The following is a 20,873-nucleotide window of genomic DNA, read 5'->3' as shown; positions in this document are numbered from 1 at the left end:
TCTCCCTGAGGACGATGGACGTTCGTCGCCGTCTAGAAGCGTGGGCGTTCGTCGTCTAGAGGGTGGTCGTCGTCAGAAGGGTGGACGTTCGTCGTCTAGAAGGGTGGGCGCTCGTCGTCGTCCTGGTGGGTTTGGCGTCGTCGTCGTCCGGGTGGTGGGCAGGTGAGGGTGTCGGGGTCGATGAGGAGGGGTGTGGGGTGTCGGGCGTAGGTGATGCCGTCGGGGCTGGTCCACCAGGTGACCCCGGTGGTGGGGTTGCGGTGCACGTTCCAGTGTTTCTTGGTCTTGGCCTGGTGATGGTGGCGGCACAGGGCATGCAAGTTGTCGGCGTGGGTCTGGTCGGCGCCGGGTCAGGTGGGGTTGTAGGGGGTGATGTGGTCGAGGTCGCAGCGGGTGGCGGGTTGTCGGCATCCGGGGAACGTGCAGGTCACGTCCCGGGCGATGATCGTCCGGGTCAGGTCCGCACCCGGCCGGTAGCTGACCGTGCCGGTGTCGATGACCAGCCCGGTGGGGTCGGTCAGCAGACGCCGCCAGGTCCCGTCCTGAGCCAGCTCACGAGCCATCGCCGCGGGGATCGGCCCGTAGGAGCCCAGGAACCCGGGCTGGTCGTCCAGCCCGGCCAGAGTCGTTGCGGCGATGGTGACGCCGATGGTGATCGCGTGGCCGTGGCGGCGCGGTAGCGGGGTCCCGTCCGGGGTCGCCTGCCGGTCCACGATCGAGGTGAACACGTCGGCGAACGCGTCGGCGCGGCGCTGGTCGACCGTGCGGTCGTCCCCGTCGATGCGGGTGGTCCCGGCTAGGGCGTCCAGCACGGTGAAGGCCATGACCGCCTCGGGTGCGGGCAGGTACGCGGACAGCCACGCCATCCCATCCACCGACGCCGTCAACGACACCGCCCGGTCCTCCCGCGCCGCGACCAGGCGTTCCTGGGCGGCATCGGGGTCGGTGGCGATCACCGCGGCGCGCACATGCCGGACCAGCTGCGGGCCCGTCATCCGCTCCGCCGCCGCCAACCCGACGGTCAGGACCGCGTCACGCCCCGACGGGTTCGCGACCATCACCTCGCCCATCAGGACGTCGACCTTGCGCGCATCCACCCGGCCCGCGGCCCAGGCGTCCAGGACCGCCGGGTGGGTGCAGGCCAGGGCTGCTCGCACGACCAGCATCTCCGCCGAGCGCCGCGTGATCACCAACGCACACGCCAGCTCATCCGGCACCGGAGACGGATGCACGGGGCGGCGGACCTCCAGCTCATGGATCGCGACCGCCTGGGCCGCCTGCGCCGCGCGGATCAGCTGCTCGAAGCCTTGGACCACCCCGATCACCGCACCCGARGGCAGATCGGCGACCTGCACACCATCCAATAGGGCCGCCAGGTCCAGGAGAGAAGCACCCGGCACCGGGAACTCCGGCAGMCCGACCCCGGCGGTCGTGGCCGCTGGCCCGGCCGTCGAGGTGGACTCCGCAGACGTGGGATCGGGCGCAGCCGAGGAGTTCGAAGCGGAGGCCGGGCTGGACCCGGACGCGGGGCTGGACGCCGACGTGAACCCAGGGTCGGAGGCGGACGCCGGGTCGGACGCGTCGGGTCGTGTCGTGCTCATTCGTCGCGCCTCCTGTTCGCCGGATCGATCCGTTCGAACAAGTGTACGATCGACCACCGACACGCGACCGGCCGCGGATGTGATCTGTGGACAACCGGGTGCGTCGCAAGAGATCGGGCTCAGTGCACCGTGGTCCGGGAGATCGACTGGTCGAAGTGGCAGCGCACGCCTCGGGGGTGGGTGCGGGTGCCGCCTCCCGGGTGCCCCGCGGGGCACCGGTGGACGACGAGCGGCCCGGGGCGGCCGTCGGAGCGGTTCGTGACCTGCGGGTGCACGGTGGACCGGCACCACACGCTCTGGGTGTGCCCGACCTGCGGCATGCACTGCGCGGAGGGGTGCACGGACACGGAGCGCTGGGCGGGGACGACGGTGTCGTCGGGGATCGTCGGGAGCAGGCGCGGGATGGTGTGAGCGGACTGCGGGGCCAAGCGTTACGGGGCCGGATTCACCGCGCGTACGACAGCGCGGCCGACGCGGCGGGCGTCGCGGGTCAGGGCGGTGCCGACGATGACGCCGAGCGCGATGGAGAAGAGCGCCAGCACGGTGTCGATGATGTCGGTGACCCCCGCGTCGACGCCGGTCGCCAGCTCGGACACCCCGCGGAACCCGAGGGCTCCGGGCAGCAGCAGCCAGAACGCGGGCAGCATGGTCACGATGGCCGGCGGGCCGGTGCGCGCACGCTGGATGGCCTGCGAGACGGGCACGAGCACGAGGCCGCCGACGAACCCCGACAGCTGCGGCGACAGCAGGAGCAGGCCGAGGGTCTGGGCGGCGAACGCCGCGTACAGGGCGAGGAGCAGCCACCAGAACGATCCCCGCGGTGGCGACGAGAAGTACCGGTGCCCGACGGCGACGAACAGCACCCCGACCCACGCGGCCCACGAGCCGAGCAGGGACGAGGTGCTCTCGGTGGAGAACGGTCCGGCGACCGTGACGGCGGCGACGACCCCGAACCCGAGCAGCAGGAGCTGGGCGATCCCGTAGACGAGCCGGGAGGCGCCCGCGATGACCTGGTTGCTGGTCAGCTCCATGGCGGCCACGGTCAGCACGGCACCGGGCAGGAAACTGACCAGCGGTGGAGCGAGCAGGCGGATGGGGTCGGTGTCCAGCAAGGGGGCGACGACGGTGATCGTCGCGACACTGACGAGGAAGGCGGCGACGACGGGCAGGGCGGTGGACAGGGTGGGCCAGCGGTCGGCGAGCAGGCGCAGGAGGCCGACGAGGGCCCCCATCACGACGTACGCGGGCAGCGCGTTCACCGCCGGGTAGAGGATCAGCCCGAACCCGACCGTCAGCAGCGCGTGGCCGAGCACGACCGCGAGCGGCCCGTAGTGCGGGGGCGTGGCGAGGATCTGCCGGAGCCGGACGCGCGACTCGCCGAGGTCCGCGGTCCCGGTGGTCAGGTCGCGGACCAGCCGGTCGACCGCGCCGATCTGGTGCAGCGGCAGGGTCTGCTCGGTGTCGGGGCCGGTGAAGTCGCTCTCGGGCCCCTGGGCGGTCTCGACGTGGATGAACACGCCGGTCGGCAGGACCAGGGTGCGCACCTGGTCGGCGCCGTACGCCTGCGCGATGTCCCCGATCTGCTGCTCGGTGTCCATGACGGACTGTCCCGACGAGAGCAGCGCCGCGCCCAGCTCGCGCAGCAGCGGGACCAGGTCCGCGGGCACGGTCGGCAGCTCGCCGGGCTCCGCGATGACACCGGGCGGCGGCGGCTCGGTCAGCACGCGCATGGCCCGCCGAAGGCGTCCGCCCAGGTGGACCCCGTGCGGCGCGGAGGCGGTGCGCAGCGGAGAGGGATGGGGTGCCGACGACGAGGGAGGGTCGGTCATCGCGCGTCGAGGCGCTCGTCGACCTCGGCCATCCGCAGCGCGGAGATCCGGCGGACCGTCTCGTCGCTCAGGGGCGCGTCGTCGGGGAACTGCAGCGTCGCGCCGGACAGCTTCCCCTCGGGCAGCGTCCCGGCCAGCGACCGCGCGAGCGGAGGGCTCATCAGGTGCAGGCTGCAGTGCGCCTTCGCGACGGACAGCGCGACGAGCCCGACGCCCCGGTAGGTGATCGTCGGGACCTGGTAGGAGATGGTCTGCCCGGCGTCGGGCACGGCCGCGACCAAACGGTCCCGCACCACCCGCAGGGCCGCACCTTGTGCCGCGGGGACGGCGTCGAGGTATTCGTCGACCGTCGAGGCCGGAAAGCCCTCACGCGGCACCGTGCCACCTCCTCCGCCCGATCACGACCTAGGGCGATCGTACGGATCGTCGGCCCGCAGCGAAACGAACTCGTCGGTGCCGAGCAACCGCAGGGCCCCGCGCGTCCAGGCGGGCACCAGCCGCGCACCCTCGGCCCCGCGCAGCCGCACCGGGTCGGACAGGACCAGCACCGTGCGACGACGCACGAGCCTGGCCGGACGACCCGCCTCGATGTTGCGCAGCCACTGCACGCGCGGCCCGTAGGTCAGCGCGATCGTGATGCGCCCGGAGCCGGAGGGGAACGCCATCAACGGCGTGTGGAAACGGCGGCCGCTCGACCGGCCTTCGTGGTGCAGCGTCGCGAAGGGCGGGATCTCGTCGGAGAGCAGACCGAGCAGCGGGTTGGTGACCCGCCGGTTCACGCGTGTGATCCACAGCGGGAGCGGCATGGTGCGGAGGTTAGGGCCGATCGCGCGGGCGCGCGACCGTTGGACAGCCCGGGTCTCGCTCAGCGGGACTCGATTTGCCGTCGTCGCCAAGACCTGCGCACGGTGGACGGGCACGCAAGAAACGCCGATCGAAGGAGAGCAGCATGCTCACCCTGACCGACAGCGCACGAACCGCCGTCCACACCCTGACCAGCAAGGCCGGACTTCCCGACGAGACCGGCGGCCTCCGCATCGCCCAGCAGGACACGGGCGAGTTCGAGCTTGCGCTCGTGCCGGAAGCGTTCCCGGGCGATGATGTGGTCACGGACGGGACGAGTCGCGTGTACGTCGACCCGGAGGCGTCCCTGACGCTGGCCGACCAGCGCCTCGACGTCGAGACGGCCCCCACGGGCACGGCGTTCACGCTCGGCCCGCAGTAGCCGGGACAGCCCGCAGCAGCCAAGACAGAGCCACGACGGAAGAGCAGCGCCCCCCAACGCCTGTGCACGGCCGGGGCACGACCGGCCCGGGTGCACGGGCACGAAGAGGACGAGGGCGGGAAGCCACGGCTTCCCGCCCTCGTTGCTGTACTCGTCGCCGGTGGGTCAGTGCCCCCCGAGCAGGTCCTCGAACGACGGCACCGCGTCGTAGAGGCCGACCGGCGCGGACGGCTCGCGGTCCGCGACCATCTCGGCCAGCTCGCGGCCGGCGCGACGGATGCGGTTCGGCAGCGGGTTGACGTCGTCGCCGCCCCCGTCGGCCCAGTCGTCGGTGGCCGCGAACACGGCGGTGCCGGCGACGTCGGCCCGCAGGTAGGCGAACAGCGGTCGCAGCGCGTACTCGAGCGCGAGCGAGTGCCGCCCGGTGCCGCCGGTCGCGCCGACGAGCACGGGCCGCCCGACGAGCGCGTCCTTGTCGAGGATGTCGATGAACGACTTGAACAGCCCGGAGTAGGAGGCCGAGAAGATCGGCGTGACGGCGATGACGCCGTCGGCCGCCGTGACCTTCTCGATGACGTCCTTGAGCGGTCCGGACGCGAAGCCGGAGAGGGTCATGTTGACCACCTCGTGGGCGACGTCGCGCAGCTCCACGGTCTCGACGTGCGCGGTGATGCCGCGGGCAGCGAGCTCCGTGACGGTCGCGTCGGCGAGCCGGTCGGCCAGCAGCCGCGTCGACGAGGGCTGGGAGAGCCCGGCGGAGATGACGACGATGGAGCGGTCGCTCATCGTGATGCCTTTCCCGAAACTAGTCATGACTGCAGCGAGTCCTCGGCCCGGAGACCCGTGAAGGTGTCCTCGGCAACGACCTGCTCGTGCACGGTACCCGCAGCTCGCGCCGCGGCGACACGCGAGGCGTGCGAGGGCGGGTTCGCCGGCACGTGCGCGGGACGGGCGGACTCGGCCTCGGCGCGCAGCACCGGGACGACCTCCGTCGCCAGGATGTCGATCTGCTCCAGCACGGTCTTCAGCGGGAGACCCGCGTGGTCCATGAGGAACATCTGACGCTGGTAGTGCCCGACCTGGTCGCGGAACTTCCCGTACCGGTCGATGACCTCCTGCGGGCTGCCCACGGTCAGCGGGGTGTCGCGCATGAAGTCCTCGAGGGCCGGGCCGTGCCCGTAGACGGGCGCGTTGTCGAAGTACGGACGGAACTCGCGCACGGCGTCCTGCGAGTTCTTGCGCATGAACACCTGCCCACCGAGCCCGACGATCGCCTGGTCGGCCTGCCCGTGCCCGTAGTGCTCGTAGCGCTGGCGGTAGAAGTTCACCATCTGCGCGGCGTGCTCGAGCGGCCAGAAGATCGCGTTGTGCAGGAAGCCGTCACCGTAGTACGCGGCCTGCTCGGCGATCTCGGGGCTGCGGATCGAGCCGTGCCAGACGAACGGCGGGACACCGTCGAGCGGACGCGGGGTCGATGTAAATCCCTGGAGCGGACCGCGGAACTTGCCCTGCCAGTCGACGACGTCCTCCTCCCAGAGGCGGCGCAGCAGCGCGTAGTTCTCGATGGCCAGCGGGATGCCCTGGCGGATGTCCTGACCGAACCACGGGTAGACCGGGCCGGTGTTGCCGCGACCCATCATGAGGTCCATCCGACCGTCGGAGATGACCTGGAGCATCGCGTACTCCTCGGCCAGCCGGACGGGGTCGTTGGTCGTGATCAGGGTGGTCGCGGTGGACAGGACGATGTTCTTCGTCGTGCCCGCGAGGTAGCCGAGCATCGTGGTGGGCGACGAGGGGACGAACGGCGGGTTGTGGTGCTCGCCGGTCGCGAACACGTCCAGCCCCGCGGCGTCCGCGTGCTGGGCGATGGTGAGCATGTTGCGCACCCGCTCCGTGTCGTCCGGCGTCCGGCCGGTCGTCGGATCGGTGGTGACATCGCCGACGGTGAAGATCCCGAACTGCATCTCTCTCGCCTCACAGATGGATCAAATGTTCATGCGTTTGCATGTACTAGCCGATCCAACAGGGGACCCGCCACGCCTATTCCCCGGGCGGTGGCAGGCGACGCAGACCTATAGCGTGGGGACAGACCGACCGGCGACGGAGGGGCAGCTCGAGTGGCAGACGACCAGATCAAGGTGCTCGTCGTAGAAGACGACGTGGACACCGCGCAGTACGTGCGCACCGTGCTCGAACGCCGCGGTGGCATGGCCGTCACCGTCGTGCACGAGCCGATGTCCGCGCTCGCGGAGGTCGCCAGGACGCAGTTCGACGTGGTGCTCACCGACATCCAGATGCCGGGCATGAGCGGTCTGGAGCTTCTCGACGAGCTGCGCTCGCGGGCCGCCGGCACGCCGGTCGCGGTGATGACCGCCTTCGCGAGCGTGGACTACGCGGTCGACGCGCTGCGGCGCGACGCGGACGAGTTCCTGGTCAAGCCTGTCGCCGCCGCGACGCTGCTGGAGCGCATCTCCGCGCTCGCGGCGCAGGGGCGCCAGAAGCGGGCGGCCCAGGACCCGCACGACGTGGTCCTCGCGGTCGGGGCGCACCCGGACGACGTCGAGATCGGCGTCGGCGCGACGCTCGCCTCGCACCGCGCGGCCGGCGACACGGTCGTGATCCTCACCCTGTCCAGCGGCTCCGTCGGGGGCGACGTCCAGGCCCGTCGGCACGAGGCCCTCGCGTCCGCCGCGATCATCGGCGCCCGCCTGTACCTGCACGACTTCGAGGACACCCGCCTGGACCCGGCCGACGGGCTCATCACGACGATCGAGGAGACGATCCGCGAGGTGCAGCCGACCATCGTCTACACGCACAGCGAGCACGACCGCCACCAGGACCACCGCGCCGTGCGGCAGGCCGTCGAGGTCGCCGCCCGCCGGGTCCCCTCGCTCGCGTGCTTCCAGAGCCCGTCGTCCACGATCGACTTCCGGCCCACGCGGTTCGTCCCGGTCGACGGGTTCGTCGACACCAAGCTGCGCATGCTCGAGGCGTTCACGTCCCAGGCCCACCGCGACTACATGGACCCCGAGCTCGTGCGCGCGACCGCCCGGTACTGGTCGCGGTTCGGCACGGGGGCGTTCGCCGAACCGCTGGAGACCATCCGCGCGGCCGCGATGCTCCGCGGTGGCGCGGGGCTGGTCGCGGCCGCGTCCGTCGAGGCGCAGGCCGACGAGCACGGGGCGACGGCATGAGGGTCCTGGTGACCGGCGCCGGCGGACCTGCGGGCGTCGCGGTCATCCGGTCGCTGCTGCGCCGCGGGGACGTCGAGGTGTTCGCGGCGGACATGGACCGCTGGGCCAGCGCGATCTACCTGGTCGACGCGCCCTACCGGCGGCTGGTCCCGGCGGGCCGGGCGCCGGAGTTCGTCGACGTGGTCCGGCAGCTGTGCGTCGACGACAGGATCGACGTGCTCTTCCCGACGGTGGACGTCGAGCTGCCGCTGCTGGCGGCGGTGCGCGACGACCTGGGCGGGGCGATCCTGGCCTCCCCGTCGCTGCGCACCCTCGAGACGTGCCTCGACAAGCTGGCGCTGGCACGCGCCTGCGACCGCACCGTCCGGGTGCCCCGCACCGAGCTGCTCGGCACCGTGGAGGCGACGAGCGGCTGGGACTTCCCGGTGATCGTCAAGCCGCGGCGCGGGGCCGGCTCGCGCGGCGTGCGGACCGTCGGCTCGCAGGCCGAGCTCGACGCCGTGCACGACGAGGAGGACCTGATCGTCCAGGAGATGCTCCCGGGCGACGAGTTCTCCGTCGACGTGCTGGCCGACCTGGAGGGCAACGTGATCGCGGCCGTCCCGCGCGCCCGCCTGCGGGTGGACTCCGGCGTCGCGGTCGCGGGCGTCACGGTGCACGACGACGCCCTCATCGAGACCGCGTCGTCGGTCGCCCGGGCGGTGGGGCTGACCACGGTCGCCAACGTCCAGCTCAAGTACGACGCCGCCGGCGTGCCCGCGCTGCTCGAGGTGAACCCGCGGTTCCCGGGCGCGATGCCGCTGACCATCGCCGCGGGCGTCGACATGCCGTCGCTGACCCTCGACGCGGTCCTCGGGAGGCCGGTCCCGGCGCACGTCGACTTCCAGGAGATCGCCAACGTCCGCTACCTCGAGGACGTGTTCCTGCCGGTCGACGAGGTCCTGAAGCCCCGATGAGCAGGAGGGTTCCAGGCCCCGACGAGGACCATCACGTCCACTCGACGTTCTCCGACGACGCCGTCAGCACCCCGGCCGAGAACCTCACGGCCGCCGACCGTGCGGGCCTGCGCGTGATCCGGATGGTCGACCACGTGCGCGAGTCCACGACCTACGTGCCGGAGTTCCTGGCCGCCGTCCGCGCACTCCCGCGGATCGAGAGCATCACCGTGCTCACCGGCGTCGAGGCCAAGATCCTCGACGCGGACGGCACCGTCGACGCCCCGCCGCAGGTGCTCGCGTCGATCGGCGAGCCCGGCGGGCCCGACCGCATCCTGCTCGCCGACCACCAGTTCCCCGGGCCGCTGGGGCCGTGGAGCCCGCGCGCCACCCTCGAGCGGATCCTCGGCGGCCTCGATCCCGCCGACGTCATCGAGATGCTGGTCGCGGCCACGATGCGGGCGATGCAGCGGGTCGGCCCGGCCCAGCTCGCGCACCCGTTCTCGGTGCTGCCCAAGATCGGCCTCAGCGAGGACGACGTGCCCGACGAGCTGATCGACGCGCTCGCGGACGTCGCGATCGCCACGGGCACCCTCGTCGAGGTCAACGAGAAGTGGCAGTGCCCGGGAGCGCGGGTGGCCACGCGGTGGCGGGCCGCGGGCGTCGAGCTCGTGCCGTCGACCGACGCCCACACCGAGGCGGACGTGGGCGCGTACGACTGGGTGCGCACGTCGTGACGAGCCCGTGGCGCGACGTCCTCGTCGCGGTCCTCGCGGCCTTCGTCGGCATCGGCGCGATCCCCGTCCTCGCGGGGCTGTACCAGTACCTGCTGGTGCCGGTGCACGCCTTCCGCAACCACCTGCGCCGGGCCGCGCCGCACCTGCCGAGGGTCGTCGTCATCGTCCCGGCGTGGAACGAGGGGGCGGTGCTGTCGGCGTCGCTCGACCGGCTGATGCGCCTGGAGTACCCGCCGGACCGCCTCAAGGTGTTCGTCGTCGACGATGCGAGCACCGACGACACCCCCGACGTGGTGCGCGCCAAGGCGGAGCAGTACGACGGCCGGATCGTGCACCTGCGCCGCGAGCAGGGCGGTCAGGGCAAGGCGCACACGCTCAACCACGGGATCCGGGCGGCGCTGGCCGACGACTGGATGCAGGCGCTGCTGATCATGGACGCCGACGTCATCTACCGTCCTGACTCCCTGCGCCGCATGACCCGGCACCTGGCCGACGAGAACGTCGGCGCCGTCACCGCCTTCATCCGCGAGGGCAGCGACCGCCCGGGGAGCGTCGCGCGCTTCATCGGCTACGAGTACGTGACCGCGCAGGCCGCCGCACGTCGCGCGCAGAACGTCATGGGCGCCATGGCCTGCCTCGCGGGGGGTGCACAGCTGCACTCGCGCACCAACCTGGAGGCCGTGGGCGGGCAGGTGGACACGAGCACGCTCGCCGAGGACACCTACACGACGTTCCTCACGCAGCTGGCCGGTCGCCGCGTCGTCTTCGAGCCTGCAGCGGTCGTGCTGGCCGAGGAGCCGGACTCGATCACCGCCCTGTGGAAGCAGCGCGTGCGCTGGGCCCGCGGCAACGTGCAGATCACGCGGACGTTCCGCCGCGTCTGGTTCCGCCCGCGTCGCGCGCACGGCCTCGGCCGGCTCGACTTCGGCATCATCTGGTTCGCCATCTACCTCCTGCCGGTCGCGATGATCCTCGCCGCCGTCGGGCTCGTCGGCCTCTACTTCGTCGCCGAGGTCACCGCGACCGCCGCGTTCCAGACGCTGTGGTGGGTGGCCGTCTGCGCCTACGTCTTCATCACGGTCACGACGATGATGCTGGACCGGGAGACCGCGCGGCGCTCGTGGCTGCAGGGGATCGCCTTCCCCGGCGTCGGCGCGCTGGTCGTCATGGTCGCCGCGTGGTTCCCCGACCTGCTGGAGGTCCGGCTGCCCGAGCTGTTCGGCTGGGAGATGACGCCGGTCGGCCGCGAGGTGTGGACGCTCACGCTCTACGCCTGGTCGGTGATCGCGATGGTGCTGGCGTGGGTGGTCAAACAGCTCGAGCGGACCCGCGTCCTCAAGCCGTTGGCGCTCCCGCTGCTCTACCTTGTGGGTTTCGGGCCGGTGCTCTGCGCCATCACCCTGGACGCGTACGTCAAACAGTGGCGGGGGGCTGCGGCAGTGTGGGACAAGACGGAGAAGACAGGGCGGGTGGTGGGATGAGCGCCGCGGGTGGTGGGATGAGCGCCGCGGGTGGTGGGATGAGCGCCGCGGGTGGTGGGAGGAGTTCCGACGAGGAACGGTGGGCCACCCTCACGGACGAGGCGCTCAGCGACGAGATCGAGACGAACAGGCGGTACGAGCGCCGGCTGCTGGTGGTCGTCGGCCTGGTGGCGGCGGCGTGCACCGTGGTCGTCCTCCTGCTGCACGGACAGTTCCCGTGACGCGCGTCCTGGTCGTCGACGACGAGCCGGACGAGCTGGCGCTGCTCGTGCGGCACCTGCGCCGCCTCGGGTGCGAGGTGGTCGCGGTGGCCACGGCCGAGGACGCGCTCGCCGACCACGACAACCTCTCGGTGGACGCCGCGTTCGTGGACCTGCGGCTGCCGGGGATGAGCGGTGCGGAGCTGATCGGAGAGCTGCGCGACCTGCGTCCCGCGCTCGCCGTGGTGGTCACCTCCGTGCTCGACACGGACGACTACCCGGTCGTCGACGCCTGGCTGCCCAAGCCGTTCACCGGCGAGGGCGTGCAGCAGGCGCTGACCGCGGCGCTGGCGGCTCGGTGACCGAGCCTCCCGCGGAGCCGCCCTGGGACGGCATCGAACGGCGGTTCCAGAAGGACCGTCGGCTGGGAACCGCGCGCGCCGGGACCGGCCGTCGGTCCACCGACCGCGTGAACCAGACGCGCTGGGCCGCGACGGTGCACCGCCTGCTCCGACCTGACGCCTCGGTGATCGAACGACAGCTGCCGTTCCTGGCGCTCTACCTCGTCGCGATCCTGCTGATCCTCTCGCCATGGATCCCGGTCCCGATCCCCGAGTACGTGCTGGTCGCGACCGTCCTCGTCATCGCACAGGCGCTCGCCGCCCGGCTGCTGCCGTGGACCAAGTGGCCCGAGAGTGCGCCGGACCTCCTCGCCGTCATCCAGATCGCAGCGGTCGGCATCCTCCGGGCCGGGACCGGGGGAATCGGCTCGCTGTTCACGACGATCGTGTTCTTCCCGGTGATCGCCCTGGCCTCCCAGCGCGGTCGCCGCGGTGTCGTGATCGGCACCGTGGGCGTCGCGGCGGTGATCTTCGCACCACCTCTCCTCGACCCCTCGGTGCCGATCACCCGGGACACGGTGATCCGGAGCCTCTTCGTGTCGCTCGCCGCGTGCGTGATCGCCGTGACCGTGCACGAGACCACCGATCGTCTGCGTGCGCGGACGGCCATGCTGGAGCGCCTGCAGAAGCAGCAAGCGGGACTGCTGGATCGCGCCCGCAACGACGCGGTCGAGCTCGCGCGCGTCGCCGACGCTCGCCGTGCGGCCCGCGACCAGTTGATCTCGGTGATCGACTCCGCGACCGAGCAGGCGATCATCGCCACCAACGCCGACGGCATCGTCGAGGTGTTCAACCCGGGCGCCGAGCGGCTGCTCGGGTACGCGCAAGGTGAGGTCGTCGGCCAGGTCCGGCTCACGTCCTTCCACCTGCAGTCCGAGCTCGACGCGCGTCGCCGCGATCTCTTCGACGACACCGAGGGGATCGACAACCCTCGGGTCCTGTTCGACACGCTCGTCGCCGCCGCGATGGCCGGCCGCCCCGAGGTGCGCGACTGGACGTACGTGCGCCGGGACGGGTCGACGCTCACCGTGCGTCTCGCGGTCACACGTCGGGAGGAGGTCGACGGCACGATCGCCGGCTACGTCGTCGTCGCCACCGACGTGACGGCCGAGCGCGAGGCCGCGCGCCTGCAGGACGAGTTCGTCAGCCTGGTGAGCCACGAGCTGCGCACGCCGCTGACCTCGGTGCTCGGCTACCTCGAGCTGCTGACCGACGGCACCGACCCGCTCACCGACGAGCAGCGCGAGTACCTGACCGTCATCGACCGCAACGCCCGCCGCCAGCTCCGGCTCGTCGGCGACCTGCTGCTCACGGCGCAGGTCGACGCGGGGCGGTTCTCGATCTCCCCGCAGACGCTGGACGTCGCCGACATCGTGCGTGCGTCCGTCGCGTCGGCCACCCCGGCGGCCGAGGGTGCGCGCGTCGCGCTGGAGGCGGTGATCGAGAAGACCGTCGTCCAGGCGGACCCCGTCCGGCTCGCCCAGGCGGTCGACAACCTCGTCTCGAACGCGATCAAGTTCACGCCCGCCGGTGGTGCGATCCGCGTGACGGCCGCCCCGAGCGGGACCGGTGCGCGGATCACCATCGCGGACAGCGGGATCGGCATCCCGCCCGACGAGCTCGAGTCGCTCACCACGAGGTTCTTCCGGGCGTCGACGGCCACCCGGCGGGCGATCCCCGGCGTCGGGCTGGGTCTGTCCATCACCAAGGCGGTGGTGGACGCCCACGGCGGCAGCCTGTCGATCGCGAGCCTGGTCGGCGAGGGCACCACGTTCACGATCGACCTCCCGGCGATGCCGCCGGGGTAGGTGGCAGCACCCGACTGGCTACTCGTCCGTAGCTTCGGACATCTCGGGATGTATCAGACGTTCGGAAGCGTGCCCTTCTTGCCCGTGCGCCCACTGGCGCGGACAAGGAGCGCGGGCAGACCCGCGCCGGACACTCTGAAGGAACTCGAACGATGACCATCCTCAGCTCGCCGGTCGGCTCGGACTACCGTCCCTCTCCGGCAGCCGCCCTCACGACCCTCGTCGACACCGGGATCCCGGTGCACCTGCCGGGCACCGACGAGTACGCGGCCCTGACCCGGACCTCCAATCTCGTCAAGGCGATCGCGCCGGCCGGGGTCGTGGCCGTCCGCGACGCCCACGACGTGAGCCACGCCCTGCGCGTCGCCGCGACCGCGGGTGTGCGGGTCGCCGTCCAGGGCACCGGGCACGGCGCCACCGAGACGATGCAGGACGCGATCCTGGTCAGCACCGTCGCGCTCGACGAGGTCACGGTGCACGCCGACGAGCGTTGGGCCCGGATCGGCGCCGGCGTGAAGTGGCAGGCCGTGCTCGAGGCGTGCGCACCGCACGGGCTCGCGGGCCTGGCGGGTTCGTCGCCCGACGTCGGCGTGGTCGGCTACCTGACCGGTGGCGGCATCGGCCCGGTCGCCCGCACCCACGGCCTGGCCTCCGACACCGTCCGCGCGTTCGACGTGGTGACCGGCGACGGCGTGATCCGTCGGGCCACCGCCACCGAGAACGCGGACCTCTTCTGGGGGCTGCGCGGCGGCAAGGGTGCGCTCGGGATCGTGACCGCCGTCGAGATCGACCTCGTCGAGCAGGCGACCCTGTACGCGGGCGCGCTCTGGTTCGACGCCGCGTCGGTCCCGTCCGTGATCCGGACCTGGAGCGTGTGGTCGACCCTGCTCCCGGAGGCGGGGACCACGTCGTTCGCGGTGATGCGCCTGCCCGACCTGCCGATGTTCCCGGAGCCCTTGCGCGGACGGACGACCGTCTCGGTGCGGTTCGCCTGGACCGGCGACCCGTCCCAGGGCGCCCAGATGATCCAGGCGCTGCGGTCGGTGGCCGAGCCGCTGATCGACACCGTGCGGGTCATGCCCTACGCCGAGCTGGGTGACGTGCACACCGACCCGATCGACCCGATGCCGCTGCACGAGGAGCACAGCCTCCTGTCGACCTTCGGGCCCGAGGCCGCCGAGCGGCTGATCGAGCTCGCCGGACCCGCCGCCCCGACGGCCCTCGCCATGGTCGAGGTGCGCCAGCTGGGCGGGAAGGTCCGCGACGACCGCGGCGTGCCGAGCGCCTTCGCGTACCGCGACGCCGGGTTCTCCGTGTTCTCGCTCGGCGTGCTGATCCCGGAGATCGCGCAGTCCGTGGTCAGCGACAGCGCCCGCCTGCACAGCGGGCTCGCGCCGTGGGCCACCGACGGGGGTCTGCCGAACTTCACCGACACGTCCGGCCCGGTCTGGGCGGCTCGCGTCTTCCCGGCCGAGGTCGCCCGCCGGTTGCAGACGCTGTCGCTCGTGTACGACCCGGACGCGGTGCTGCTCGCGGCGCGCGGGCTCCGGTCCTAGGGCGTGACGCTCGGGGTCGGTGTGGGCGGGACCGAGATCACCACACCGACCTCCTGCTGCTCCGTGAACCGTGCGGAGGTCGATGCCACGAGGGGACCGACCAGGGCGGCGACGCCCAGGGCGATCACCACGACGAGGCGCAGGATCGACCCGCGGTCCGCTGACAGGAAGGGGCGCGGGTCGTCAGTCGAGGAGGAGCTCATCCACCCTCCTGTCGCCGGCGCTCTCGACAGGGCGACCGCGGCCGGAGCGGCGACGGTCGTGGACCGAGAGCAGCTCGAGCGTAGCGAGAGCGAGCAGCGGAGGGACGAGCATCACGGCGCGTCCGACGTTCGATCCTGCCCAGTCGAGCACCCATCCCCACCCGGGATGGACGGCGAGCACCACCCCGCGGACGCGTTCGACCGGCGTGGCGTCGACGTCCGGCTCCGGGTTCGCGTCGCCCTTGGTGATGACGAACGACCGGATCTTCTGCTTCCCGGCGGAGTCGACGTCGGGCACCTGGCGACCGGTCGTCGGGTCCAGGACCGTCTGGGGGATCCGCTGGAGGGCCACGATCCGGTGCGTGACCAGTTCCTCGGACCCGACCGGCCAGAAGGAGACGACCTGGTTCACCTTCAGGTCCGACTCGTCGGTGATCGCCCGCAGCACGACGGCGTCACCGGCGTCGAACTTCGGCGACATCGAGCCGGACGTCACCACGAGCAGGCGCTGGTCGTGCACCTGGAACCACAGCGGCACCGCCAACGACACCGCGTAGGCGAGCCCGCACACGGCGATGATCGCCCAGAGCACGATCGACAGAGCCCGCCGCCAGACCGGCTGGCGTCGACGCAGGGCCGACCGGCCGGGGGTCCGTGGAGCACGGCGGTCGACCAGGGGAGTGTGGCGGCTCCCGCTCGTAGCGGTCATCTGCAGGTCAGGGGTTGTTGGCGGTCTGCTCGGCGTTGAAGAGGAGGTCCAGCGTGACGGACGTGTCCTGGTACTCGTTGCCGGCCGCAAGGGGGAGGAAGACGCGGGCGCACAGGCTCTCGGTCGTGTTCCCGCCCGGGAGAGTCCGGTCGTTGCCGTCCGCGGGACGCGCGCCCGGCACGCCGACGAGCGGGGCGGGGTTGGCGGCGGTGGGCCAGTTGGTCACAGGAGCCTGCGTGTTGTTGATCGGTGTCAGGCCGGTGGTGCCGGCGACGTTGCACGCGGCCTCGTCGACCTGGAACATGCTGAGCTCGAGGATGTTGCTGAGGTCTCCGGTCCCCGTGCCCGCACCCGGCGTCCCCGAGTACGAGATCGAGTACCGGAGCTGGAGCGAGCCCGCGTTCGACACCGTCAGCGGCACGAAGGTGGAGTCGCCGGGGGCCAGGCCCTCGGGGATGACGGCGAACGGCACCGTCTGACCCACGACGAGGTCGATGTTGCCGGTCCGGATGGAGGCCGACGTCGCGTCGTCGTCGGTGAAGAGCGCCGACGTCGTCAGTGTGGTCGCTCCGATGACCGCGAGCCCGACGATGATCACGGTGGTCCACAGCCGACGGCGACGGGCCAGATCACGCGGGGCCGGTGCCGGGTCGATCATCTCGTGGAGCAGGTCGTCCATCATCAGAGCACCCTCCAGAGGGCATAGTGCGAGACTCTCCCATCGGCACCGTGGGGCCGAACTTGAGTGCAACGACGAATTATCACCCGTTCGTGGCGTCAGGGCGGGGTGGACGCGGTGGACGGGCGTGTCGGACGGGCCGTTCCTCCTGCACGATCGTGGCCGCCGCGTGCGCTCTGCTGCTCCGGCCGCGGCGCGGTCGGGGGACGGCGCTGACCAGGGGCAGGTCGTCGGCAGGCACGGCCTTCGAGTACAGGAACCCCTGCGCCTGGTCGACACCGAGGCGTAGCAGGATCGCCGCCGTGGCGGCGTCCTCGACGCCCTCGGCGACCACCTGCAGGTCGAACGAGTGGGCCAGGTCGACCATGGCCTGCACCAGCACGTCCGAACCCTCACGCCCGCCGGCACCGAGGTCCGAGACGAAGAGCCGGTCGATCTTCAGCTCGTCCACGGGCAGGTCGCGCAGCTGGGAGATCGACGTGTTGCCGATGCCGAAGTCGTCGATGGCCACCCGGACGCCCAGCGCGCTCAGCCGTTCCAGCACGGGGACGACGCGCGACGGGTCCGACACCAGCGCGGTCTCGGTGATCTCGACCTCGAGCAGGTCCGCGGGCACGCCGTGCTCGTCGAGAAGCTGCTCGATCAGGTCGACGACGGCCGACGTGGTGACGTCGTGCGCGGACAGGTTCACCGCGACCGGGGTCGCGCGGCCCTCGGCGCGCCAGGCCGCGAGCTGCGTGATGCACTCGATGAGCACGTACCGCGTGACGTCGTGGATGAGCCCGGACTGCTCGGCGAGCGGGATGAACACGTTCGGCGGCAGCAGGCCGCGGGTCGGGTGCACCCACCGCATGAGCGCCTCGAGACCGATCGTGCGCCCCGTCGAGAGCTCGATCTTCGGCTGGTAGTGCATGCGCAGCTCGCGCGGCTCGCCCTCGGCCGGGCTCAGCGCGCGGTGCAGGTCGCCGAGCAGCACCAGGCGGGCAGGCGAGGAGTCGTCCTCGTCCGAGGAGTACACCGAGACGCCGGTGCGGTGGTGCTTGGCCGCGTACATGGCGACGTCCGCGGTCCGCATGAGCGACGACGCGTCGCCCGCGTGGTCCGGCAGGCAGGCGACGCCGACCGAGGTGTCGACGTGCAGCGGCAGCTCGCCCAGCATGAAGGGCGGCACGAACAGCCCTCGGACGCGGCGGGCGAGCCGCTCGGCGTTCGCGACGGAGCGGACGTCGGGCAGCAGGATCGCGAACTCGTCGCCGCCCAGCCGCGCCACGATGTCGTCGTCGCGCAGGGCCCCGCGCAGCCGCTCGGCCACCTGCTCGAGCAGCTCGTCGCCTCGGTCGTGGCCGAGGGAGTCGTTGATGTCCTTGAACCGGTCGATGTCCAGCAGCATGAGCCCGACCCGGCTCCCGGTCTCCTCGGCCTCGAGGATGGTGCGCCGCATCCGCTCGGCGAGCATGCGGCGGTTCGGCAGGCCGGTCAGGGAGTCCAGGAGCGCCAGCCGCGCGTTCTCGAGGGCCGTGGCCTGCAGGCGCCGGGACGTGGTGAAGACCGTACGGAACAGCAGGATCCACAGCAGCAACAGGCCGAGCACGACGACGATCGCGACCGTCCGGACAGCGTCCGAGAGCGCCCTCGTGGCTGCCGTGTGGTCCAGCATGACCTCGGCGGCGCCGATGATCTCGCTCTGGCGAGGCATGGGTGACAGGGTCGAGCCGCGGGTCATCGTCTCGTTCACGTGGACCGGGACGTAGACGTCGAGGACGGCCTTCTGCGTGGTCTCGTCGGAGCTCAGGCTGACGCCGCGCACGTCCGTGATGATCCGCGCGTCGGACGCGCCGGTGCTCATCACCCTGTCCAGCCTGTCGCCCGCCGGGAAGGCGGTCGTGGTGCGCGTGGCCGAGCTGTACATCAGCGAGCCGTCCTGCGCCCACAGCCGCAGCTCGATCAGGTTGTCGGCGAACCCGGCCGTGGCGACCTTGACGGCGGCGGCCTGCTCGGGCGTCAGCACGTCCGGGACCACGAACGAGTCGATGGGGACCGTGGCCGTCGCGTACGTCTGGACGGACTCCGCCGCGTCCATCCCGTCGCGGACCGCCTGGTTGCTCATGACGGTCCAGGTCACCCACACGAGGGCGATCCCGAGCACGGCCATGGCCACGATGCTGACGACCGCGAAGTAGCGCGTCAGCGACCAGCGGCGGCGGGTGGCTCCGGGCACAGGCGTCCTCCAGTGGCGAGCGCAGTGCTGCGTCCGCTTGGCCGAGAGTATGCGGAACTGTGGGAAGAATCACGAACTACCCAGGTCAGGGCACCGCCCGGGCGCGTCGGGAACTCCTGCGGGGGACGCGTGGTTGCACAGGACGCAATCGATTCTGGGAGGAAGTCCGATGACGTACGAGGTGACCAAGACCGACGAGCAGTGGGCCCTGGAGCTCGAGCCGAGAGAGTTCGCCGTCCTGCGCAAGGCGGGGACCGAGCGGCCGTGGACGGGGGCGCTGCTGGACGAGAAGCGGGAGGGCGTCTACCGGTGTCGCGCGTGCGACAACGAGCTGTTCCGCTCCGACACCAAGTTCGACTCGCACTGCGGCTGGCCCAGCTTCTTCTCGCCCCTGGCGGGCGACAAGGTGGAGCTGATCACCGACCGCACGCTGGGCATGGTGCGCACCGAGGTCCGCTGCGCGCGGTGCGGCTCGCACCTGGGGCACGTGTTCGACGACGCCCCGCAGACGCCCACCGGCGACCGGTTCTGCATGAACTCGGTGAGCCTGACGTTCGAGCCGAGCGCCTGACGACCTGATGCTCGTGACACGGACGGGGAAGAGCACGGCGTGCCGTCGCGACACCCCGTCCGAGTGACGTCCGGATGGTCGACAATGCTGAAGTCCGACACCTGTAGTGCCGATAATGCATTCGTGGAAGATGTCCTGACCGTGCGGAGATGGCGGCGCTACGGCGCTGACCGTCTCTTCGTCACGCAGGAGACCGGGCGGAGGGTCGGCTCGGTCGACCTGCAGTCCGGCGAGGTCGTCGCCGACGACCCGATCCTCGAGCTCGGGCTGCGTCGCGCCGCACAGGCCTACCTGCGCGCGGACGTCACCGAGCTCGCCCTCCCGGTGGCCACGCCGGGCATCGGCGCCCTGGACGCCGCCGACGACGCTGCGCTGCAGGCGTGGCTGGGCGGTGACGACTGGGACACCATCGACCTGGCCGGCATCCGGGCCGAGCGCGGCAGCTCCGTGCGGACGCGGCTCGAGCGCCTCACCGACGAGGGCTGGCAGGTCATCCACGACGTGCCGCTGGGCCGCCAGGGCACGCTCGTCGAGCACCTCCTGATCGGTCCCGGCGGCGCCTTCACGGTCGCGGAGCGCCGGCACCCCGGCCAGTCGGTCGTCGTCGACGGTCGCAGCCTCGAGGTCGACGGCCGCTCGATGCCCTACCTGCGGGATGCGAAGCTCGAGGCGGGTCGCGTCCGCGGGCTGCTGCTCGCGGCCGGATGCGCCGACATCAACGTCCGCGGCGTCGTCGTGGTCCACGGCGACCTCGAGATCCGCGAGGGCACCCCGCAGTGCGAGACCGTCGTGATGTCCCGGCAGGACGTGCAGACGGCGTTCCGGCGGATGCCCGAACGGCTCGACCTGCACCGCGTCGCCGCGATCGCGCACGTGGCCCGGCAGCGCGCCACCTGGTCCCGCTGACCACGTCTCACGGCTCGGACTGGGTGCTGGCACCCATGGATCGCCGCTGAACAGGTGAAACGCCTCGAACCGCGCACGTGCCGGTGGGTTAATTCTCCGTCCGGTCCGCGAGGATGGGGCCGTGGTCGACGAACAGTTCCGGCAGCTCGAGCGCGAGATGGGTCTGCTGCTGCGTCGCGCCCAGGCCTCGTCGGCCACCATCTCGAAGCAGGTCCACCCCGACCTCGAGCCGGCCGCGTACTCCTTGCTGGCGATGATCGCGGCGAGCCCCGGCGTGCGGGCCAGCGACCTGGCCGCCAACATCGGCGTCGGCCGCGGCACCATGTCGCGCCAGCTCGCCCGTCTCGGTGACCTCGGGCTCGTGTCCCGCCGACCGGACCCCGACGACTACCGCGGCCAGCTGCTGGACCTCACCGACGAGGGCCGGCAGCGGTTCGAGACCGCCCAGGGGGCTCGTCGGGAGTTCTTCCGCGACGCGCTGCGCGACTGGAACGACGACGACATCGGCTCGTTCGCCGGCCACATCTCCCGGTTGAACGCGGACCTCGCGGCCGCGCGGGAGCGCAGAAGCTGACACGCGCCGTCCCCGGTCGGAGGGGACCGAGGGCGGCGCGTGCCGA

The 20,873-nt window shown here is 71.8% G+C and carries 23 protein-coding genes; 12 read left to right on the top strand and 11 right to left on the bottom strand.

What is annotated here, in order from left to right; translation table 11 throughout:
* Positions 1 to 350: 350 nt before the first annotated feature.
* The 5 genes from AC1DZC_RS01300 to AC1DZC_RS01280 form a co-directional block, all read right to left on the bottom strand.
* The gene (locus AC1DZC_RS01300; protein WP_477041962.1) at positions 351 to 1,601 is read right to left on the bottom strand and encodes a DUF222 domain-containing protein; all 1,251 of its coding nucleotides are present in this window, start codon (positions 1,599 to 1,601) and stop codon (positions 351 to 353) included.
* A 119-nt stretch (positions 1,602 to 1,720) separates the two neighbouring features.
* Positions 1,721 to 2,029 carry a hypothetical protein gene (locus tag AC1DZC_RS01295; RefSeq protein WP_477040435.1) on the bottom strand — a complete coding sequence of 103 codons (309 nt, stop codon included), beginning with the start codon at positions 2,027 to 2,029 and terminating at the stop codon, positions 1,721 to 1,723.
* 3 nt (positions 2,030 to 2,032) lie between these two features.
* A complete protein-coding gene (locus AC1DZC_RS01290) occupies positions 2,033 to 3,430 on the bottom strand; it encodes a threonine/serine exporter family protein (RefSeq protein WP_477040436.1) in 1,398 nt (465 codons plus the stop codon).
* On the bottom strand, positions 3,427 to 3,807 hold the full coding sequence (locus AC1DZC_RS01285; RefSeq protein WP_477041961.1) for an iron chaperone: 381 nt from the start codon (positions 3,805 to 3,807) through the stop codon (positions 3,427 to 3,429). The genes AC1DZC_RS01290 and AC1DZC_RS01285 overlap by 4 nt, the downstream gene beginning before the upstream one ends.
* 21 nt (positions 3,808 to 3,828) lie before the next feature.
* A complete protein-coding gene (locus AC1DZC_RS01280) occupies positions 3,829 to 4,236 on the bottom strand; it encodes a PNPOx family protein (RefSeq protein ID WP_477041960.1) in 408 nt (135 codons plus the stop codon).
* Positions 4,237 to 4,379: 143 nt separating this feature from the next.
* Here AC1DZC_RS01280 and AC1DZC_RS01275 point away from each other — a divergent pair, with 143 nt between their 5' ends.
* Positions 4,380 to 4,655 (top strand): adhesin, encoded by a 276-nt coding sequence (locus AC1DZC_RS01275; RefSeq protein WP_477040439.1) that lies wholly within the window; start codon positions 4,380 to 4,382, stop codon positions 4,653 to 4,655.
* A gap of 165 nt (positions 4,656 to 4,820) precedes the next feature.
* On the opposite strand, the gene AC1DZC_RS01270 is transcribed toward AC1DZC_RS01275, so the two are convergent.
* Both AC1DZC_RS01270 and AC1DZC_RS01265 read right to left on the bottom strand, forming a co-directional pair.
* On the bottom strand, positions 4,821 to 5,441 hold the full coding sequence (locus AC1DZC_RS01270; RefSeq protein WP_477040440.1) for an FMN reductase: 621 nt from the start codon (positions 5,439 to 5,441) through the stop codon (positions 4,821 to 4,823).
* Between the two features lie 23 nt (positions 5,442 to 5,464).
* Positions 5,465 to 6,619, bottom strand: coding sequence for an LLM class flavin-dependent oxidoreductase (locus AC1DZC_RS01265; protein WP_477041959.1), 1,155 nt, complete (start codon positions 6,617 to 6,619; stop codon positions 5,465 to 5,467).
* 153 nt (positions 6,620 to 6,772) lie between these two features.
* Between AC1DZC_RS01265 and AC1DZC_RS01260 the strand changes: the two genes are divergently transcribed.
* From AC1DZC_RS01260 to AC1DZC_RS01225, 8 genes are all read left to right on the top strand, one after another.
* Positions 6,773 to 7,849: a PIG-L deacetylase family protein gene (locus AC1DZC_RS01260; protein WP_477041958.1), complete on the top strand. Its 1,077-nt coding sequence runs from the start codon at positions 6,773 to 6,775 to the stop codon at positions 7,847 to 7,849.
* Positions 7,846 to 8,805 (top strand): ATP-grasp domain-containing protein, encoded by a 960-nt coding sequence (locus AC1DZC_RS01255; RefSeq protein WP_477041957.1) that lies wholly within the window; start codon positions 7,846 to 7,848, stop codon positions 8,803 to 8,805. The genes AC1DZC_RS01260 and AC1DZC_RS01255 overlap by 4 nt, the downstream gene beginning before the upstream one ends.
* Positions 8,802 to 9,521, top strand: coding sequence for a PHP domain-containing protein (locus tag AC1DZC_RS01250; RefSeq protein WP_477041956.1), 720 nt, complete (start codon positions 8,802 to 8,804; stop codon positions 9,519 to 9,521). The genes AC1DZC_RS01255 and AC1DZC_RS01250 overlap by 4 nt, the downstream gene beginning before the upstream one ends.
* Positions 9,518 to 11,002, top strand: a complete 1,485-nt coding sequence (locus AC1DZC_RS01245; RefSeq protein WP_477041955.1) for a glycosyltransferase family 2 protein — start codon at positions 9,518 to 9,520, stop codon at positions 11,000 to 11,002. Before AC1DZC_RS01250 ends, AC1DZC_RS01245 begins: the two co-directional genes overlap by 4 nt.
* Entirely contained in the window at positions 10,999 to 11,223 is a 225-nt protein-coding gene (locus AC1DZC_RS01240) for a hypothetical protein (RefSeq protein WP_477041954.1), read from the top strand. Before AC1DZC_RS01245 ends, AC1DZC_RS01240 begins: the two co-directional genes overlap by 4 nt.
* Complete coding sequence (locus tag AC1DZC_RS01235; protein WP_477040447.1) at positions 11,220 to 11,564, top strand: response regulator; 345 nt, start codon at positions 11,220 to 11,222, stop codon at positions 11,562 to 11,564. The genes AC1DZC_RS01240 and AC1DZC_RS01235 overlap by 4 nt, the downstream gene beginning before the upstream one ends.
* A complete protein-coding gene (locus AC1DZC_RS01230) occupies positions 11,561 to 13,411 on the top strand; it encodes a sensor histidine kinase (RefSeq protein WP_477041953.1) in 1,851 nt (616 codons plus the stop codon). The genes AC1DZC_RS01235 and AC1DZC_RS01230 overlap by 4 nt, the downstream gene beginning before the upstream one ends.
* A 152-nt stretch (positions 13,412 to 13,563) precedes the next feature.
* Positions 13,564 to 14,967 (top strand): FAD-binding oxidoreductase, encoded by a 1,404-nt coding sequence (locus AC1DZC_RS01225; RefSeq protein WP_477041952.1) that lies wholly within the window; start codon positions 13,564 to 13,566, stop codon positions 14,965 to 14,967.
* Here the strand turns inward: AC1DZC_RS01225 and AC1DZC_RS01220 are convergent.
* From AC1DZC_RS01220 to AC1DZC_RS01205, 4 genes are all read right to left on the bottom strand, one after another.
* A complete protein-coding gene (locus AC1DZC_RS01220; protein ID WP_477040450.1) occupies positions 14,964 to 15,170 on the bottom strand; it encodes a hypothetical protein in 207 nt (68 codons plus the stop codon). The genes AC1DZC_RS01225 and AC1DZC_RS01220 overlap by 4 nt on opposite strands.
* Positions 15,151 to 15,762 carry a signal peptidase I gene (locus tag AC1DZC_RS01215; RefSeq protein ID WP_477040451.1) on the bottom strand — a complete coding sequence of 204 codons (612 nt, stop codon included), beginning with the start codon at positions 15,760 to 15,762 and terminating at the stop codon, positions 15,151 to 15,153. Before AC1DZC_RS01215 ends, AC1DZC_RS01220 begins: the two co-directional genes overlap by 20 nt.
* A gap of 124 nt (positions 15,763 to 15,886) precedes the next feature.
* Positions 15,887 to 16,561, bottom strand: a complete 675-nt coding sequence (locus tag AC1DZC_RS01210; RefSeq protein WP_477040452.1) for a TasA family protein — start codon at positions 16,559 to 16,561, stop codon at positions 15,887 to 15,889.
* A gap of 79 nt (positions 16,562 to 16,640) precedes the next feature.
* Positions 16,641 to 18,776 carry a putative bifunctional diguanylate cyclase/phosphodiesterase gene (locus tag AC1DZC_RS01205; protein ID WP_477040453.1) on the bottom strand — a complete coding sequence of 712 codons (2,136 nt, stop codon included), beginning with the start codon at positions 18,774 to 18,776 and terminating at the stop codon, positions 16,641 to 16,643.
* Positions 18,777 to 18,945: 169 nt separating this feature from the next.
* Here AC1DZC_RS01205 and msrB point away from each other — a divergent pair, with 169 nt between their 5' ends.
* The 3 genes from msrB (at position 18,946) to AC1DZC_RS01190 (ending at position 20,827) form a co-directional block, all read left to right on the top strand.
* The gene (msrB, locus tag AC1DZC_RS01200; RefSeq protein ID WP_477040454.1) at positions 18,946 to 19,347 is read left to right on the top strand and encodes a peptide-methionine (R)-S-oxide reductase MsrB; all 402 of its coding nucleotides are present in this window, start codon (positions 18,946 to 18,948) and stop codon (positions 19,345 to 19,347) included.
* A 123-nt stretch (positions 19,348 to 19,470) separates the two neighbouring features.
* Positions 19,471 to 20,253: a nuclease-related domain-containing protein gene (locus AC1DZC_RS01195; protein ID WP_477040455.1), complete on the top strand. Its 783-nt coding sequence runs from the start codon at positions 19,471 to 19,473 to the stop codon at positions 20,251 to 20,253.
* A gap of 121 nt (positions 20,254 to 20,374) precedes the next feature.
* Positions 20,375 to 20,827 (top strand): MarR family winged helix-turn-helix transcriptional regulator, encoded by a 453-nt coding sequence (locus tag AC1DZC_RS01190; RefSeq protein ID WP_477040456.1) that lies wholly within the window; start codon positions 20,375 to 20,377, stop codon positions 20,825 to 20,827.
* Positions 20,828 to 20,873: the final 46 nt, after the last annotated feature.

It is taken from the genome of Cellulomonas sp. P2_B4, assembly GCF_056404795.1.
The sequence above is the reverse complement of the archived record's forward strand: the minus strand, read 5'-3'. Positions and strand labels throughout refer to the sequence as shown.

What these genes read in the sequence shown, in the direction of transcription:
- AC1DZC_RS01290 (WP_477040436.1), bottom strand. Translation starts at nt 3,430, where the DNA reads ATGACCGACCCTCCCTCGTCGTCGGCACCCCATCCCTCTCCGCTGCGC.
- AC1DZC_RS01280 (WP_477041960.1), bottom strand. Translation starts at nt 4,236, where the DNA reads ATGCCGCTCCCGCTGTGGATCACACGCGTGAACCGGCGGGTCACCAAC.
- AC1DZC_RS01275 (WP_477040439.1), top strand. Translation starts at nt 4,380, where the DNA reads ATGCTCACCCTGACCGACAGCGCACGAACCGCCGTCCACACCCTGACC.
- AC1DZC_RS01270 (WP_477040440.1), bottom strand. Translation starts at nt 5,441, where the DNA reads ATGAGCGACCGCTCCATCGTCGTCATCTCCGCCGGGCTCTCCCAGCCC.
- AC1DZC_RS01265 (WP_477041959.1), bottom strand. Translation starts at nt 6,619, where the DNA reads ATGCAGTTCGGGATCTTCACCGTCGGCGATGTCACCACCGATCCGACG.
- AC1DZC_RS01255 (WP_477041957.1), top strand. Translation starts at nt 7,846, where the DNA reads ATGAGGGTCCTGGTGACCGGCGCCGGCGGACCTGCGGGCGTCGCGGTC.
- AC1DZC_RS01250 (WP_477041956.1), top strand. Translation starts at nt 8,802, where the DNA reads ATGAGCAGGAGGGTTCCAGGCCCCGACGAGGACCATCACGTCCACTCG.
- AC1DZC_RS01240 (WP_477041954.1), top strand. Translation starts at nt 10,999, where the DNA reads ATGAGCGCCGCGGGTGGTGGGATGAGCGCCGCGGGTGGTGGGATGAGC.
- AC1DZC_RS01225 (WP_477041952.1), top strand. Translation starts at nt 13,564, where the DNA reads ATGACCATCCTCAGCTCGCCGGTCGGCTCGGACTACCGTCCCTCTCCG.
- AC1DZC_RS01220 (WP_477040450.1), bottom strand. Translation starts at nt 15,170, where the DNA reads ATGAGCTCCTCCTCGACTGACGACCCGCGCCCCTTCCTGTCAGCGGAC.
- AC1DZC_RS01210 (WP_477040452.1), bottom strand. Translation starts at nt 16,561, where the DNA reads ATGATGGACGACCTGCTCCACGAGATGATCGACCCGGCACCGGCCCCG.
- msrB (WP_477040454.1), top strand. Translation starts at nt 18,946, where the DNA reads ATGACGTACGAGGTGACCAAGACCGACGAGCAGTGGGCCCTGGAGCTC.